Here is a 16,621-nt window from a genome sequence, read left to right on the forward strand (position 1 = left end):
GTGGCATAGTCAGGGAAACCGATTCGCGGCACTCCAGTGCACGCAACACATGAGAATGTATGCCTAAACCATTGAAATCCAAAGCCAAAGCAACAGATGACCTGTTCGGAACCACTGCGCCGAAGGGGCGGGCTGCGCTGAAGGTCGCCGCGCGCGCCACCAGCGCCGAAGCCGGCTACACCGCGCGCGACATCGAGGTGCTCGAAGGCCTTGAGCCGGTGCGGCGCCGGCCCGGCATGTATATCGGCGGCACCGACGAAAAGGCGCTGCATCATCTGTTTGCGGAAGTGATCGACAACGCCATGGACGAGGCGCTGGCCGGACACGCCACCTTCATCGAAGTGGAAGTCTCCGCCGACGGATTTTTGACCGTCACCGACAACGGCCGCGGCATTCCGGTCGACCCGCATCCAAAATTCCCGAAAAAATCCGCGCTCGAAGTCATCATGTGCACGCTGCATTCCGGCGGCAAATTCGACTCCAAGGTCTACGAGACCTCGGGCGGCCTGCACGGCGTCGGCGTGTCGGTCGTTAACGCGCTGTCCTCGCGGCTCGAGGTCGAAGTCGCGCGCGGCCAAAAGCTCTACCGCATGGCGTTCGAGCGCGGCCATCCCAAGGGCAAGCTCGAAGACCTCGGCAAGATCAACAACCGCCGCGGCACCAAGATCCGCTTTCGACCGGACAGCGACATTTTCGGCGCCAAGGCTTCGTTCAAGCCGCAGCGGCTGTTCAAGATGACGCGCTCGAAAGCCTATCTGTTCGGCGGCGTCGAAATCCGCTGGCGCTGCGATCCTTCCTTGCTCAAGGGCATCGAGGATGTCCCGGCCGAGGACAGCTTTCACTTCCCGGGAGGCTTGAAGGATTATCTCGCCGCCGCGATCCATGCCGACACGCTCGTGCATCCGGATATCTTCGCCGGAAAAAGTGGCCGCAACGGCGCCCACGGCGCCTGCGAATGGGCGGTGGCGTGGACCGCGGACGCCGACGGCTTCCTGTCCTCCTATTGCAACACCGTGCCGACGCCGGACGGCGGCACCCATGAATCCGGTATGCGCAGCGCGCTCTTGCGCGGCCTGAAGGACCACGCCGAACGCGTCGGCCAGGGCAAGCGCGCCTCCAACATCGTCTCCGAAGACGTCATGGTGGGCGCCGCCGTGATGCTCTCGGTGTTCGTGCGCGAGCCGGAATTCCAGGGCCAGACCAAGGACCGGCTTGCCACTGCCGAAGCCCAGCGCATCGTCGAGCAGGCCGTCAAGGACCCGTTCGACCACTGGCTGTCCGGCAATCCGCTGCAAGCCAACAAGCTTCTGGATTTTGTCATCGAGCGCGCCGACGAGCGGCTGCGCCGACGCGCGGAAAAGGAAATCTCGCGCAAGACCGCCGTGAAGAAGCTGCGGCTGCCGGGAAAACTCGCCGACTGCACCAACACGGCGGCCGAAGGCTCCGAGCTGTTCATCGTCGAGGGCGATTCGGCCGGCGGCAGCGCCAAGCAGGCGCGCGACCGCAAGACCCAGGCGATCCTGCCGTTGCGCGGCAAGATCCTCAACGTCGCCTCCGCGACCAGGGACAAGCTCACCGCCAACGCCCAGCTCGCCGACCTGATCCAGGCGATCGGCTGCGGCACCGGCGCGCACTATCGCGAAGAGGATTTGCGCTATTCGCGCATCATCATCATGACCGACGCCGACGTCGACGGCGCGCACATCGCCTCGCTGTTGATCACGTTCTTCTATCGCCAGATGCCGCGGCTGATCGATGAGGGCCATCTCTATCTCGCGGTGCCGCCGCTCTACCGCCTCACCCACGGCAGCAAGACGGTCTATGCCCGCGACGAAGCCCACAAGGACGCGTTGTTGAAGAGTGAATTCAACGCCAATGCTAAGGTCGATGTCGGCCGCTTCAAAGGCCTCGGCGAAATGATGCCGGCGCAGTTGAAGGAAACCACAATGGACCCGGCCAAGCGCGCCATGCTCCGCGTCGTGCTGCTCGCCGACGACCGCGAGGGCACCGCCGATTCGGTCGAACGGCTGATGGGCACCAAGGCGGAAGCGCGCTTTGCCTTCATCTCCGACAAGGCGGAATTTGCCAGCGAGGATTTGCTGGACGTCTAGGGTGTGGCCGGGTCGGTGGGGCCCCAATGGTGGTTTCGGGGCGCTGGACGCGGATTTGAAGGCAATATCGGCCAAATTCATGGTTTTTTAAGCCCAATCCGCCCGTCGTTTTCCGGCGTGTGTGCTCCTCCGGCAACAGCATTTTGGGCGGGACCGGCTATAGTCCGTGAAGTGGATTTGGGATTCGGTGCAGGTGCGCTGATTTAGTGCGGTCGGGTCCGAACGCTTACTCGAGGGATTCAAAATGAAAAAACTGGTACTCGCTCTCGCGGCGATCGCGGCTTTCTCCGGATCAGCTCTCGCCGCTGACCTTGCGCCCCGCCCCTACACCAAGGCGCCTCCGCCTGCACCCCTGCCAAGCTGGACCGGATTCTACATCTTCGGCGGCGTCGGCGGCGGCATCTGGGATGCTGATACGGTCAGCCGGGTCACGGGGACTGGCGTGCCGCTCGGCATCAATCAGCGTCAAGGCGGCGACGGCTGGTTCGGAACGGTCGGTCTGGGTTATGATTGGCAATTCAACGGCCCCTGGGTCTTTGGCCTGTTGGCGGACGGTGAGTTCGGCAGCCTCAAGGGCACTATTCAGGATCCGTTCGTAGATGTGACCGCATCTATAAAGATGCAGGACGCCTGGGCGGCGGGTGCGCGGCTCGGCTATCTGGTGGCCCCGAATGTCCTCTCCTACGTGAACGGCGGTTACTCCGGTTCGCATTGGTCGGGTACGACCCTGCTGGGCGCGTTCAGTGGCCTTCCGGTGGGTTTTCACACCAACTCGTTTAACCGCAACGGCGCGTTCGTCGGCGGCGGTGTCGAGAACAGCCTCAACATCTTCGGTATCAGCGCGCCCGGCTGGTTCATGAAGACCGAATATCGTGCCGCCTATTATGGCCGCAAGAACATCAACGAGCTGTTTGACGGTTCCAACGCCCTCGTCGGTCGCGACATCGCCTTCAAGCCCTGGGTGCAAACCATCAGCACCTCGCTGGTCTATCGCTTCAACTGGACTGGACCGGTGGTCGCGAAGTACTGATCTCTGCTGAAATTCAGCCTCAAAAGCCCCGGCGTCGTCCGGGGCTTTTTTGTGCCTCGGTGAGTGCCGCCTGCGCTCTTGCTCCAGACCAATGAGCACGCCACTGTGACGCCGCCGGCGCGATCGCCGGGCGGCCATGCGAACGGAGAAAATGCCGATGCGCAGATTGCTCCTGATCGTTGGCGTTCTTGCGCTCGCCATCGGCGTGCTCTGGATCGGTCAGGGCCTAGGGGTAATCAACTGGCCGCAATCGAGCTTCATGATCAGGCAGGTCCAGTGGGCCGGCTATGGCGCGGCGCTGGCAGCCTTTGGCCTGGTCCTGATCTGGCAGAACCGGCGCTAGTACTCACCCAAGGATATCAACCATGACAGCTGCGCATTTCGATCTCACCGGCAAGGTAGCCATCGTCACCGGCGGCAATGGCGGTATCGGGCTTGGCATGGCGCTGGGACTGGCGCAGGCCGGCGCCGCCGTCGCTATCGTTGGACGCAACGAAGCGAAGTCGATGGCCGCAATCACTGAGCTCCGTGCGGGTGGCGCCAGGGCGATATCCGTCACGACCGACGTCACCGACAAAACCGCCGTCGCCGCGATGGTCGCGCGGACGCTGGGCGAACTCGGCCGGATCGACATCCTCGTCAACAATGCCGGCATCAACATCCGCAAACCCCCGCACGCGCTCGAACTCGCGGAATGGGAAAGCGTCATGAAGACCAACTTGACCAGCGCCTTTTTATGCTCGCAGGCGGTCCACCCGGCGATGAAGCAAGCGGGCGGCGGCAAGATCATCAATATCGGCTCGATGATGTCGATCTTCGGCGCCAGTTTCGCGCCGGCTTACGCGGCGAGTAAAGGCGGCATCGTGCAGTTCACGCGTTCCTGCGCGGTCGCCTGGGCCGCCGACAACATCCAGGCCAATGCGGTGCTGCCGGGCTGGATCGATACCGATCTGACCAAACGCGCCCGCGAGCAGATCGACGGCCTGCACGACAAGGTCCTGGCGCGCACGCCGGCGGCGCGATGGGGTGTCACGGCCGATTTCGCCGGCATCGCGGTGTTTCTCGCCTCACCCGCCTCGGACTTCGTCACCGGCACCGCGATTCCCGTCGATGGCGGATTTTCGATCATGGGATGAGGCTCGATGCCTTCCTGAAACTCTTGATCTCCGAGACGCTGCCGTCGCGATAGGTCAATTCCACCGACACGAACTGCGTCGCGGGCGCGAGCTTGAGGTAAAGCTGCGCGCCATAGGGAATCTCGAGAGGATCCCGGGGATCGCAGGGCGGCATTTTCAGGACCTTGTCCGGCACCGCAGAGTCTATTCCGATGCGGACCTCGCGGATCGCACAGCGGTACGACACCAGGTGCGTGTAATAGAGCAGGAGCCCGTTGAACTCCCGAAACGCCAGCCAGCTGGTCGCGGTCATATCGAGGATTTTTCGCTGATCGTGAATCAGCGCCGCCTCGGGATCGAACTTTATTGGAAACGGCCCCTGCAATTCGCCTGACGCATCGACGTAGCGAACCTGGATGGTCGCCGCCGGCGCGTCGCCGGCGAGTTCGATCGACGGATTGGGCATCCGCTTGCGGGTGCGCGGATCGAGCGTGTCGATAAAACCGGTCTCGCGGAAATCACCGCTATCGCCCATCCGCCAGGAAATCCCGAGCGTCGGATCGGCGATCGAGAATGTGATGGTCCAGCCGCCATTGTGACGGGAGAAGGCCGCGATCGGCGCGTTGACGCTGTCGTCCTTCGGCACGCGCAGCGGCGCCACCGGCGGTAATGCTGCGACCTGCTGTGGCGGAGCGGCCGGTTTTGCCGGTTCCTTTGCGGCTTCAGGCTGTCCTTTCGCCGCGCCATTCAGAAAGACATCATCGACCATCTGGTCGAAATAGACCGGGATCTGCTTGTGGTTGACAGTCTCCGCCATCTCGCTGACCAGTCGCCTTGTGTGCTGGGCGACCTGCACGAGGTTTTCGCCGGGCTGCAAAAGCTCCTTGGCAAAGGTTCGCGTGAACACTGAATTCGGATTGTCGTCGGCGTTCGACAGGCGATCGAGCGCGGTCTGTCGCGGTCCCGCTGAAAACACCGAGAACACCCCTTCCGGCAATTGCGTCATCGGCGCGAGCCCACCGCCGCCGGCGACCGCGCGGGTACCCGAACGCTCGAACGGATTGTTGCGGCAGGCATCGAACACCAGGATGGCGGTGCGCACCCGCTTGTTTTGCAGGCGCTCGATGATGCGGTCGGCGAGCACGGAGGCGTCGCGCACCAATTCTTCCTGGCCTTCGGTCGCGGCCGGCACATCGGTCGGCAAGAGAAAATTCTGGCCGGCGATTTCAAAACCGTGGCCGGCATAAAAGAAGAACGCGGTGTCGCCGGGCTCAACCGCCTTGTCGAACGCCAGCAGCGTTTCGGAAAACGCCTGCCGGGTCTGGTTCTCCGCCACCATCACGTTGAAGCCGAGCTGCTTTAACGTATTGCCCATGGTGCGGGCATCGTTGACCGCCTTCTGCAACTTCGGAACGTTCTTGTAATCGTTGTTGCCGATCACCAGCGCAACGCGCTTTTCGGCCTGCGCGGGCGCAGCGAACGCCAGCAACGACGCTGCAAGGCCTAACGCCAATGCCGCCCTGAACGACAGCCAGTTCTTCATCCGAATCCCCTGCCTTGCGGCTTCTCGCGCACGCTCTATGCCGTAGTCGGCAAAGCAGCACCACCGGTTCATCCGAGTGCCCCGGCCCGGCGGCTTGATGGCCGGTCGGCGGCGCAACCAGAAGCAAACGCAGGGCATTGATGCAAAAACATTAAGCTTTTTCAATGCTTGCCGCGCCTGCTCCATTGACTTCTGCCAATTCGCCCCTATGTTCCGGCTTGACGCGGCCCGGTATCGAAACGCGATATCTTGATAAGCCGCCTGTCTGCGTATCCGAAAATCCCGTGCAAATTTGCATGCCGTTCCGGGGTTGAGCGCGACAGTTATTTCCGAGATTCCAAGCGGCGGTTTCTACAGAGGCTCAATGTCTTTTTCCCATCTCGGCTTGTCCGAAAAGGTGCTCGCCGCCGTCGCGGCCACCGGTTACACCACCCCTACCCCCATTCAGGAACAGGCGATTCCCCACGTTCTGGCCCGCCGCGACGTTCTCGGCATCGCCCAGACCGGCACCGGCAAGACCGCCGCCTTCGTCCTGCCCATGCTCACCATGCTGGAAAAGGGCCGCGCCCGGGCCCGGATGCCCCGCACCCTGATCCTGGAGCCGACCCGCGAGCTCGCCGCCCAGGTCAAGGAGAATTTCGACAAATACGGCGCCGGCCAGAAGCTCAACGTCGCGCTCCTGATCGGCGGCGTTTCGTTCGGCGACCAGGACAGTAAATTGACCCGCGGCGTCGACGTGCTGATCGCGACCCCCGGCCGGCTGCTCGACCATACCGAGCGCGGCGGACTGTTGCTCACCGGCGTCGAACTGCTGGTGATCGACGAAGCCGACCGCATGCTCGACATGGGCTTCATTCCCGACATCGAACGCATCTGCAAGCTCGTTCCATTCACCCGGCAGACGCTGTTCTTCACGGCGACGATGCCCCCCGAAATCCGCCGCATCACCGAAACCTTCCTGCACAATCCCGAAAAAGTCGAAGTTTCCAGGCCCGCGACCACAGCCACCGGCGTATCCCAGTTCCAGGTCAGCGTCGGCCGCGAGCCGCATGAGAAACGCGAAACGCTGCGCCGCCTGTTGCGCGACGCCAAGGACCTGCAGAACGCGATCATCTTCTGCAACCGCAAGCGCGAAGTCGCGCTACTGTACAAATCGCTGCAGAAGCACGGTTTCAGCGTCGGCGCCCTGCATGGCGACATGGATCAGTCGGCGCGCACCGCCGCACTCGATCAATTCCGCAAGGGCGAAATTCCGCTATTGGTCGCCTCCGACGTCGCGGCCCGCGGCCTCGATATTCCCGCAGTGAGCCACATCTTCAATTTCGACGTCCCGCATCATGCCGACGATTACGTTCATCGCATCGGCCGCACCGGCCGCGCCGGCCGCACCGGCACCGCGATCTCTATCGTCACCCCACTCGATTTCAAATCCATCGCCGCGATCGAAAAGCTGATCGGTCAAACCATTCCCCGCGCGGACGGCGGCGCCCCGTCCGGCGAGAGCCGGGCAGCGCCGCCCAGTGGCGAAAGCAGACCGGCGCGCGAACGCGAGGGCTCGAGAGAAGGTTCAAGGGAAGGATCGCGCGAGCATTCCCGCGGCGGCCGCAAGCCGCGACGGGAACGCGAGCCCCGCCGCTCCGGCGGCGACCGCAATTCGCCCCCGCAGCCGCAGGTGGCAGCGTTCACCCCGCCGTCAGCTCCGCCAGCCTCGCGCGCGCCCTCGATTGGCCGGACGCCTGCGCCGCAACCCTCGCAGGAATCGTCAGAACCCGCCGATCACTCGCACCTTCCGGCGTTCCTGTTGCGGCCGGTCCGCGCCCGAATCTAAGCGCTCCGGGCGTCGCGATTTCGCACCTGCGAAATGCGACGGAACTATTTACCGGTCCTTCATTCTCCTCAATTAACTTGGCGGCGATAATTTTAGTTATTGCCGCAATTATGGCGGGCAGAATGCCTGTTTGGGGACATGATCGGTGGTCAAGGTGCTCGACGAACATGAACGCACGATGGCCTTCGCCGAAGTCGCGCTTGGCCAGATCAAATCCCTCCGGCAGACCGCCGTCCCCCGCAATTATGAAATCTGGTACGTCTACGCGACCGGATACAATACCCCGCTCAACAAGATCATCAACGAGACGCTGGCGCGCAACGGCAGGTTGACCGAGGCCGATCTCGAACAGATCTACGAAACCTATCTTTCCCACATCAAGACCACCGACCGCATCGACAAGGTCGGCGCGCGCGTGATCGGCGAAATCGACGACGTGATGACGCTGGTCTCCGACGCGCTGGGAATGTCGGCCAGCTACGAGGCCAGCCTTGACGGCGCGACGCAGAAATTGTCCGTCGCCGAGAACCGCGACCAGGTCAGGGTCATCGTTGAGGCGCTGCTGAAATCCACCGGCGACATGCGCGAGACCAACAAAGCGCTCGAGGAACGGCTGGCGCTGTCGAAAACCGAGATCAGCAACCTGCAGCAGAGCCTCGAAGCGATCCGGGCCGAAAGCCTGACCGATCCGCTGACCGGGCTCGGCAACCGCAAATATTTCGACCGTTCGATCGAGATGGCGGTGCAGACGGCACTGGCGACCGGCGAGCCGCTTTCGCTTCTGATGTTCGACATCGATCATTTCAAGTCGTTCAACGACAGTTACGGCCATCTCACCGGCGATCAGGTGCTGCGGCTGGTCGGCATGTCGCTGAAACAGACCATCAAGGGCCAGGACATCACCGCGCGCTATGGCGGCGAGGAATTCGCGGTGGTACTGCCGAACACCGCGCTGCGCCAGGCGCTGACGGTCGCCGATCATATCCGCCGCGCGGTGATGTCGAAGGAATTGAAGAAAAAATCAACCGGCGAAATCCTCGGCCGCGTCACGATCTCGGTCGGCGTATCCATGCTCAAGCCGGGCGACGATACGGATTCCCTGATCGAACGCGCCGACGCCTGCCTCTATGCGGCCAAGCGCAACGGCCGCAACCGCGTGATTTGTGAAGCCGATCCGGAATACGCCGCCGAGACGCAGAGCCAGGTGGCGTGATGAATGTCCCTCATGGTGAGGAGCGCATCTTGCGCGTCTCGAACCATGAGGCCACGATCTCGGCCCTGGCCATCCTTCGAGACGCGCGCGAATAGCGCGCTCCTCAGGATGAGGACCTCTTGTCTGGCGCCTTGTTCTTGGATTTCTTTGCAGCCTTTTTCTTTTTAGGCACTGCTTGGCCCGTAACCATCTTCTTCGCCTTGCGCGCCTTCGGACGCTTCTTCACCGCCGCGCGCTGTGCCGCCGCCAGTGCCGCCCTCGCCCAACCGGCCAGTTCTTCGGAATCGTCGAACAGCCGCGCGGGCAGCTCCCAATAGGAGTTCACCGTGACGGTTTTGGCGCGGGTTTGATACTGGAACGGCTTTGATCCTTCCGCCTCGAACTGCGGAATGGTCGCGTCATCGGCGCGGAAATAGAGCCCGCTGCGCAGCGCCAGCGCAAAGTTGGTGCCGTCAGCGGAAATACCGAAGCCGGAAAACATCCGGCGGATGGTCACCGGGCCGAAATCGGAAAACAGATCGATCAGGAAATCGCGGTCCATGCAGTCCGCTCACAACACGACGTCGTCCCGGCGAACGCCCGGGACCCATACGCTGCGGCTTCTCGTTTTGGCGCTGTGGGGTTAGCCGGCTTCTTTAAACAACAATGTACGGGGGTTATGGGTCCCGGCTCAAGGCCGGGACGACGGTAGTTAGACCTTCGCGGCCGTCAGCTGCACCGACTCGCCGCAGCCGCAGGCGCCGACCTGGTTTGGATTGTTGAAGATGAACTGCGCCGACATCCTGTCGACCTTGTAGTCCATCTCGGTGCCGAGCAAAAACAGCACGGCCTTGGGATCGATCAGGATCTTCACGCCCTTGTCCTCGACCACCTCGTCAGTGGGACGGACCTCGTGAGCATATTCGACGGTGTAGGATTGCCCGGCGCAGCCGCCATTCTTGATCCCGACCCGAAGGCCCACGATCTCGGAATCGGCGCGTTTTGTAAGCTCCGTGATCCGCTGCGCGGCCGCGTCCGTCAGCTTCATCACCTGCGGGCGTGGACGCGGCTTCGGTTTTGATACGGGCGTCGGTGTAGCGGGTGTCATGTCAGTCATGTGGTCATTCCAGGAGGCAAATCAATGCCGCGCATTTTCCGTTCTAACGCGTTAACGCTTCACCACATATTGAGGACGAGGCGCGCCTCGTCGCTCATCCGGTCCGGCGACCATGCCGGCTCCCAGACCAGATTGACATTGACCACGCCGACGCCGGGAACGCTGGCGACCGCGTTCTCCACCATCTGCGGCAATTCACCGGCCGCCGGACAGTTCGGCGTCGTCAGCGTCATCACCACGTCGACGGTGCGGTCGTCCTTGATGTCGACCTTGTAGATCAGGCCGAGTTCGTAGATGTCGGCCGGAATTTCCGGATCGAACACGGTTTTGAGCGCAGCAACGATTTCGCCGCCCAGCCGCTCGCTCTCCTCCGGCGGCAACGCTGAACTGGTTTCCATATTGCCGGTTTTGACTTCGGGACTCTTGGTTTCTACTGCATCGCTCATGCGAATATTTCCCGCGCCTTGATCAGCGCCTGTGCCAGATGGTCGACTTCTTCCCGCGTATTATACATCCCGAACGAGGCCCGGCACGTCGCCGTCACGTTGAACCGCTCTAAAAGCGGCATCACGCAATGGGTGCCGGCGCGTACCGCGATTCCCTGGCGGTCGATGACGGTGGCGACGTCGTGGGGATGGGCGCCCTTCATCTCGAACGAGATCACCGGTCCCTTGTCGCGCGCGGTCCCGATCAGGCGCAGCGAGTTGATTTCGCGAAGGCGCTCTTGTGCATAGGTCAAAAGGCCATGCTCGTGTGCCGCGATGCGTTCCTTGCCGATCGAATTGACGTAGTCGATCGCGGCACCGAGTCCCACAGCCTCGACGATCGCCGGCGTTCCCGCCTCGAACTTGTGCGGCGGATCACCATAGGTGACCCAATCCTTTGTCACTTCGCGGATCATTTCGCCGCCGCCGTTATAGGGGCGCATGGCGACGAGGTGCTCATGCTTGGCATAGAGCACACCGATGCCGGTTGGCCCGTACATCTTATGGCCGGTGAACACATAGAAATCGGCGTCGATATCCTGCACGTCGATTGCAAGATGCACGGCGGCCTGGCTGCCGTCGATCAAGACCGGAATGCCGTGGGCGTGCGCAAGCTTCACCACGTCCTTGACCGGGACGATGGTACCGAGCGCATTCGACATCTGCGTGATCGCGACCAGCTTTGTCCGCGGCGTCAGCGCTTTCTCGAATTCCTCGATCAGGAAATTGCCTTCGTCATCGACGTCGACCCATTTGATGACGGCGCCGTGGCGCTCCCTGAGGAAATGCCAGGGCACGATGTTGGAGTGATGCTCCATGATCGAGACCACGATCTCGTCGCCGGCCTTGATGTTGGGCTCACCCCAGGAGTAGGCGACGAGGTTGATCGCCTCGGTGGCGTTGCGGGTGAAGACGATCTCCTCGTTACGCCGCGCATTGAGGAATTTTGCCACTTTGGCGCGGCCGCCCTCATAGGCTTCGGTCGCCGCATTGGCGAGGTAATGCAATCCGCGATGGACGTTGGCGTACTCGGTCTTGTAGGCCTCCGTCATGCGCTCCAGCACGGCGTTCGGCTTTTGCGCCGACGCTGCGTTGTCGAGATAGACCAGCGGCTTGCCATAGACCTTTAGTGACAGCGCGGGAAAGTCCTCCCGCACCCGGGCGACGTCGTAGGAACCGTTCAGGACTGCCGGATGCATGGTCATCCCCGTGCCGCCAACCAACGCTGTGCCGCTGAGATCACAAGTTCGCGCAAGGCGTCATTGGCGATTGATTCGATCGCTTCGCCCACAAAAGCCTGGATCAAGAGCGCCTGCGCTTCCTTCTCGGAAAGGCCGCGCGCGCGCAGGTAAAACAGCAGGCTCTCGTCGAGCGCGCCGGTGGTCGCGCCATGGCCGCAGGTGACGTCGTCGGCAAAGATTTCCAGTTCCGGCTTGTTGTCGGCTTCCGCCTCGTCGGACAAAAGCAGCGCCCGCGTCATCATCTTGGCGTCGGTCTTTTGCGCATGGGGTCGAACGATGATGCGGCCCTGGAACACCGAATGGCCGCGGTCGTCGAGCACGGAGCGGAAGATTTCGCGGCTCGCGCAATTCGGCACCGCGTGATCGAGCAGCAGCGTAGTGTCGGCATGCTGGCGGCCATTGAGCAGCTTGACGCCGTTGGCCTCGACGCGGGACCCCTCGCCGGCAAAGGCGATCACCGGCTGATAGCGACTCACATTCGACCCGCTGGTCATGCCAAAAGTATTGAACTGCGCCCGCGCCCCCAATGTCACGACGGCGGAAGAAATGTTGAAAGCGTCGCGGGCGTCTTCGACCAGGCGCACATGATCCAGCCGGGCGTCATCGCCGATCGAAACGATGGCTGAGTCATGGACCTGATAGGCCTTCGAGCCGCTGGCCGCGATATAGCTCTCCACCAGCGTCACACGCGCAGCCTTGCCGACGTTCAATAGCGAGCGGGTGAACATTGCCGCGGGCGCTGCCGCGCTGGCGATATGGACGATATGCAGCGGCTGCGTCAGCGCGACGCCGTCGGCGACCTCGACCACAAGACCGTCCGTCATCATGGCGGTATTGAGCGCGACCATGGCATCGGCGTTGTCGGGCGCGAACAGGCGCGCCTGCAGCGCCGCGTCGCCAGTTTCAAGCACCTCGCGCAGCGTGCGGATGCCGAGACCCTTTTCGAGTTTCGCCAGATCGGACAGGCTTGGCGCGAATACGCCGTCCACCAGCACCAATCGGCGCACGCCGGCAATGGCGTGCAGTTTCAAGACGTCGCCTGCGCGCTTGAGCGTCGCGGCATCCGGTGCGGGCGCAAGCGGCAGCACCTCGCGCATCAGGACGCGCAGATCGGTGTATTTCCACTCCTCGATCCGCCGGTGCGGCAGTCCGGCGCGCTCATAGGCCGCGAACGCCTGCCGCCTGAGCTCGGCGAACTTTCCGGCGCCCGGCAAACGGTCGCGCGCAATGACAAAAATGTCGCTCAGCGCGCGTCCGGTCTCGGTTTTGGCCAGCACCACGTTCATGACAATTTCCGTTTTGGCATCAGGCCGCGTCTTCGAACTGCGTGTAGCCGGAAGCCTCGAGCTCCAGCGCCAGTTCCTTGTCGCCGCTCTTCACCACGCGGCCCTTCGACATCACGTGCACGAAGTCCGGCACGATGTAGTTCAGAAGCCGCTGGTAATGCGTGATCACCACCAACGCACGGTCGGGCGAGCGCAGCGCGTTGACACCGTCGGCGGCAATCCGCAGCGCGTCGATGTCGAGGCCGGAATCCATCTCGTCGAGGATGCACAGGCTCGGTTCGAACAGCGCCATCTGCAGAATCTCGTTGCGCTTCTTCTCGCCGCCGGAGAAGCCGACATTGACGCCACGCCGCAGCATATCCTGGGGAATGTTGAGTTTCGCTGCGACTTCGCGGACCTTCTTCAAAAAGTCCGGCGTCGAGAATTCGCTCTCGCCGCGCGCCTTGCGCTGGGCATTCAGCGCGGTGCGCAGGAACGTCATGGTCGCGACACCCGGAATCTCCACCGGATATTGGAACGCCAGGAACACGCCCTTGGCGGCGCGCTCATCCGGCGACATCTCCAACAGGTCTTCGCCGTTGAACAGGATCTCGCCGCCGGTGACTTCATAGCCCGGCTTGCCGGCGATGACATGGCTCAGCGTCGATTTGCCGGAACCGTTCGGCCCCATGATCGCGTGCACCTCGCCCTTGTTCACGGTGAGCGAAAGCCCGTGGAGAATTTCACGATCCTCGACACGAACCTGCAGATCTCTAACTTCGAGTAATGGCATTCTTTTTCCTAACTCAGTCATCCCTGCGCAGCAGCCTAGCCGCTATCGCCTGCACGACGTTTATCCAACCGAACCTTCCAGCGAGATCGAGATCAGCTTCTGTGCCTCGACCGCGAACTCCATCGGCAGCTGCTGCAGCACGTCCTTCACAAAACCGTTGACCACGAGGCCGACGGCCTCTTCCTGCGACAGCCCGCGCTGCACGCAATAGAACAGCACGTCTTCCGAAATTTTTGACGTGGTCGCCTCGTGCTCGAACAGCGCGGAAGAGTTCTTGGCCTCGATATAGGGCACGGTGTGCGCGCCGCATTTGTCGCCGATCAGAAGTGAGTCACACGCGGTAAAATTGCGCGCGCCGGTGGCCTTGCGATGCGCGGTCACGAGCCCGCGATAGGTGTTTTGCGAGACGCCGGCGGCGATGCCCTTGGAGATAATCCGGCTGGTCGTGTTCTTGCCCAGATGGATCATCTTGGTGCCGCTATCGACCTGCTGATGGCCGTTCGAAATCGCGATCGAATAAAATTCGCCTCGCGAATTATCGCCGCGCAAAATGCAGCTCGGATATTTCCAGGTGATTGCGGAACCCGTCTCGACCTGGGTCCACGAGATCTTCGAATTGTCGCCGCGGCAATCGCCGCGCTTGGTGACAAAATTGTAGATGCCGCCCTTGCCCTCGGAGTTGCCGGGGTACCAGTTCTGCACCGTCGAATATTTTATCTCGGCATCATCGAGCGCGACCAGTTCGACGACCGCGGCGTGCAACTGGTTCTCGTCGCGCTGCGGCGCGGTGCAGCCTTCGAGATAGCTGACGTAAGCGCCCTTGTCGGCGATGATGAGCGTCCGCTCGAACTGCCCGGTGTTGCGCTCGTTGATGCGGAAATAGGTCGACAGTTCCATCGGGCAGCGCACGCCCGGCGGCACATAGACGAACGAGCCGTCGGAGAACACCGCCGAGTTCAACGTGGCGAAGAAATTGTCGGAAGTAGGCACCACCGTGCCGAGGTACTTCTTCACGAGATCAGGATGCTCGCGGATCGCTTCCGAGATCGGCATGAAGATCACGCCGGCCTTCTTCAGCTCTTCCTTGAAGGTGGTCGCAACGGAAACCGAATCGAACACGGCATCGACGGCGATCTTGCGCTGGCCCTCCGGCCGCACGACGCCTTCCAGCACTTCGACCTCGCGCAAGGGAATGCCGAGCTTTTCGTAGGTCTTGAGAATTTCCGGATCGATCTCGTCCAGCGACGACACCGACTTCTTCGGCTTCGGCGCTGAGTAGTAATAGAGATCCTGATAATCGATCTTGGGATAATCGACGCGCGCCCATTTTGGCTCGGTCATGGTCAGCCAGCGGCGAAAAGCCTCCAGACGCCATTCCAGCATCCACGCCGGTTCGCTCTTTTTCGCAGAAATGAAGCGGACGGTATCTTCCGATAGCCCCTTCGGGGCCTTGTCGGACTCGATTACGGTCTCAAACCCATAACGATATTGATCGACGTCGATCCGGCGCACCCGATCGACGGTCTCCTGTACGGCCGCCATTCCATCCTCCGCTCGCGGTTTCAAGGACCGCGGTGGATCAATTCCGAAAGACTATTACGATGTTTCCCGGACGAAATCACCTGCTTAGAACCGTTCAAGCCGTGTTTCGTCGCTCCCCTGTAAGTAAGGTACCGGCGAGCTTTCGCCAAGCCTTAATGGCCAAATCAATGTCCGCCTCGGAGGTAGACCAGCCCAGACTAAGCCGCACCGCTCCCTTCGCAAGCTCGGGACCGTACCCCATGGCTTCGAGCACGTGGGAAGGCTGCACCTTGCCCGAAGAACAAGCGGAACCCGAGGATACCGCTACGCAAGTGAGGTCGAAGCCGATTATCGCAGTCTCGGCGTTCAGGCCGGGCACCGTAAACAGGGTCGTATTCGGCAGCCGCGGCGCCTCGGCCGAAAAGACAATGGCCCCCGGGGTCTGCGCCAGACCGCGTTCGAGCCGGTTCCGCAAGGTTTCGAGGCGCATGGCGTCTTTATCCAGAGCAGCCATGGCGGCCCTGGCCGCGGCCCCAAAGCCCGCGATGCCTGCGACGTTCTCGGTTCCGGCCCGGTGCCCCCGTTCCTGACCGCCGCCGCGCAACAGCGGTTCAAAGCCCAAAACCCCCTCGGCCAGAACCAGGGCGCCCACCCCCTTGGGGCCGCCGATCTTGTGCGCCGAGAGCGTCACCAGATCGGCGTTCATCACATTGATATCACAGGGTATTTTTCCGAACGCTTGGATCGCATCGACGTGCAGCAATCCTCCGGCGGCATGGACGATCCCAGCCGCCTCGTTCACCGGTTGAACAGCGCCAGTCTCGTTGTTGGCCAGCATCACCGAGACCAGCGCCGGCGGCCCATCCTCGAGCATGGACCTCAGACGATCGAGATCGACGAGGCCCGAGCGCGTTACACCGAGGCTAGTGATGGCGCCGGCCGGAAACCGACCCCCCGTGAGCACTGAAGCGTGTTCGATGGCCGAAACCACAAGTCTTTGCACCGGATGCCCGGACGCCCGCCGCAGCCCCGGCGTCAGCGCCAAGGCATTGGCCTCGGTGCCGCCCGACGTGAAGATCACGTTTTGCGGAAGCGCGCCAATGGCGACCGCGACCGCAGCCCTGGCATCCTCGACCAATTTTCGGGCCTGGCGGCCCTCGGCATGAACCGAGGACGGATTGCCCAGGATTTCCCACGCCTCCACCATCGCCGCCCTGGCTTCCGGGCGAAGCGGCGTGGTCGCATTCCAGTCGAGATACACCCTGTCAGGCATAGAGTATTATATTACCTTAATGACGTGATTTGGAAGCCGGCGGCCGCGTTGAAAAACGTCGCCGGTCACGCTTTACCTTATGCCAAGTGGCGACCGCGGCGTCTCCT

Annotated in this window: 15 protein-coding genes; 6 read left to right on the forward strand and 9 right to left on the reverse strand. The window is 62.2% G+C overall.

The genetic code is table 11. From position 1 onward, the window contains the following. Positions 1-59 precede the first annotated feature (59 nt). The 4 genes from parE to B5526_RS01045 all read left to right on the forward strand — a co-directional run bounded on the left by parE (position 60) and on the right by B5526_RS01045 (position 4,277). Positions 60-2,111 (forward strand): DNA topoisomerase IV subunit B, encoded by a 2,052-nt coding sequence (parE, locus tag B5526_RS01030; protein ID WP_079536195.1) that lies wholly within the window; start codon positions 60-62, stop codon positions 2,109-2,111. A gap of 244 nt (positions 2,112-2,355) precedes the next feature. Next, a complete protein-coding gene (locus tag B5526_RS01035) occupies positions 2,356-3,141 on the forward strand; it encodes an outer membrane protein (protein ID WP_079536196.1) in 786 nt (261 codons plus the stop codon). Between the two features lie 157 nt (positions 3,142-3,298). Then, a complete protein-coding gene (locus B5526_RS01040; RefSeq protein WP_079544594.1) occupies positions 3,299-3,484 on the forward strand; it encodes a hypothetical protein in 186 nt (61 codons plus the stop codon). Positions 3,485-3,506: 22 nt separating this feature from the next. Beyond that, entirely contained in the window at positions 3,507-4,277 is a 771-nt protein-coding gene (locus B5526_RS01045; protein ID WP_079536198.1) for an SDR family NAD(P)-dependent oxidoreductase, read from the forward strand. Here the strand turns inward: B5526_RS01045 and B5526_RS01050 are convergent. Next, on the reverse strand, positions 4,267-5,799 hold the full coding sequence (locus B5526_RS01050; RefSeq protein WP_079536199.1) for a caspase family protein: 1,533 nt from the start codon (positions 5,797-5,799) through the stop codon (positions 4,267-4,269). The two genes, B5526_RS01045 and B5526_RS01050, sit on opposite strands and share 11 nt — an antisense overlap. Before the next feature lie 364 nt (positions 5,800-6,163). Between B5526_RS01050 and B5526_RS01055 the strand changes: the two genes are divergently transcribed. Further along, entirely contained in the window at positions 6,164-7,627 is a 1,464-nt protein-coding gene (locus B5526_RS01055) for a DEAD/DEAH box helicase (protein WP_079536201.1), read from the forward strand. 145 nt (positions 7,628-7,772) lie between these two features. After that, positions 7,773-8,840 carry a GGDEF domain-containing protein gene (locus B5526_RS01060; RefSeq protein ID WP_079536202.1) on the forward strand — a complete coding sequence of 356 codons (1,068 nt, stop codon included), beginning with the start codon at positions 7,773-7,775 and terminating at the stop codon, positions 8,838-8,840. Between the two features lie 103 nt (positions 8,841-8,943). Here B5526_RS01060 and B5526_RS01065 read toward each other — a convergent pair whose 3' ends face one another. The 8 genes from B5526_RS01065 to B5526_RS01100 all read right to left on the reverse strand — a co-directional run bounded on the left by B5526_RS01065 (position 8,944) and on the right by B5526_RS01100 (position 16,514). Further along, positions 8,944-9,381: a TfoX/Sxy family protein gene (locus B5526_RS01065; RefSeq protein WP_079536204.1), complete on the reverse strand. Its 438-nt coding sequence runs from the start codon at positions 9,379-9,381 to the stop codon at positions 8,944-8,946. A 150-nt stretch (positions 9,382-9,531) separates the two neighbouring features. After that, positions 9,532-9,936 carry a HesB/IscA family protein gene (locus B5526_RS01070; protein ID WP_079536206.1) on the reverse strand — a complete coding sequence of 135 codons (405 nt, stop codon included), beginning with the start codon at positions 9,934-9,936 and terminating at the stop codon, positions 9,532-9,534. A 59-nt stretch (positions 9,937-9,995) separates the two neighbouring features. Then, positions 9,996-10,382: an SUF system Fe-S cluster assembly protein gene (locus B5526_RS01075; protein WP_079536207.1), complete on the reverse strand. Its 387-nt coding sequence runs from the start codon at positions 10,380-10,382 to the stop codon at positions 9,996-9,998. Then, entirely contained in the window at positions 10,379-11,626 is a 1,248-nt protein-coding gene (locus B5526_RS01080; protein WP_079536209.1) for a cysteine desulfurase, read from the reverse strand. Before B5526_RS01080 ends, B5526_RS01075 begins: the two co-directional genes overlap by 4 nt. Further along, positions 11,623-12,948 carry a Fe-S cluster assembly protein SufD gene (gene sufD, locus B5526_RS01085; RefSeq protein ID WP_079536211.1) on the reverse strand — a complete coding sequence of 442 codons (1,326 nt, stop codon included), beginning with the start codon at positions 12,946-12,948 and terminating at the stop codon, positions 11,623-11,625. Before sufD ends, B5526_RS01080 begins: the two co-directional genes overlap by 4 nt. Positions 12,949-12,967: 19 nt before the next feature. Beyond that, a complete protein-coding gene (sufC, locus tag B5526_RS01090; protein WP_079536212.1) occupies positions 12,968-13,720 on the reverse strand; it encodes a Fe-S cluster assembly ATPase SufC in 753 nt (250 codons plus the stop codon). 60 nt (positions 13,721-13,780) lie between these two features. Continuing rightward, the gene (gene sufB / locus B5526_RS01095; RefSeq protein WP_079536214.1) at positions 13,781-15,262 is read right to left on the reverse strand and encodes a Fe-S cluster assembly protein SufB; all 1,482 of its coding nucleotides are present in this window, start codon (positions 15,260-15,262) and stop codon (positions 13,781-13,783) included. A gap of 94 nt (positions 15,263-15,356) precedes the next feature. Beyond that, the gene (locus B5526_RS01100) at positions 15,357-16,514 is read right to left on the reverse strand and encodes a cysteine desulfurase family protein (protein ID WP_079536216.1); all 1,158 of its coding nucleotides are present in this window, start codon (positions 16,512-16,514) and stop codon (positions 15,357-15,359) included. Positions 16,515-16,621: the final 107 nt, after the last annotated feature.

It is taken from the genome of Bradyrhizobium lablabi, assembly GCF_900141755.1.
Classification (GTDB): Bacteria; Pseudomonadota; Alphaproteobacteria; order Rhizobiales; family Xanthobacteraceae; genus Bradyrhizobium; species Bradyrhizobium lablabi_A.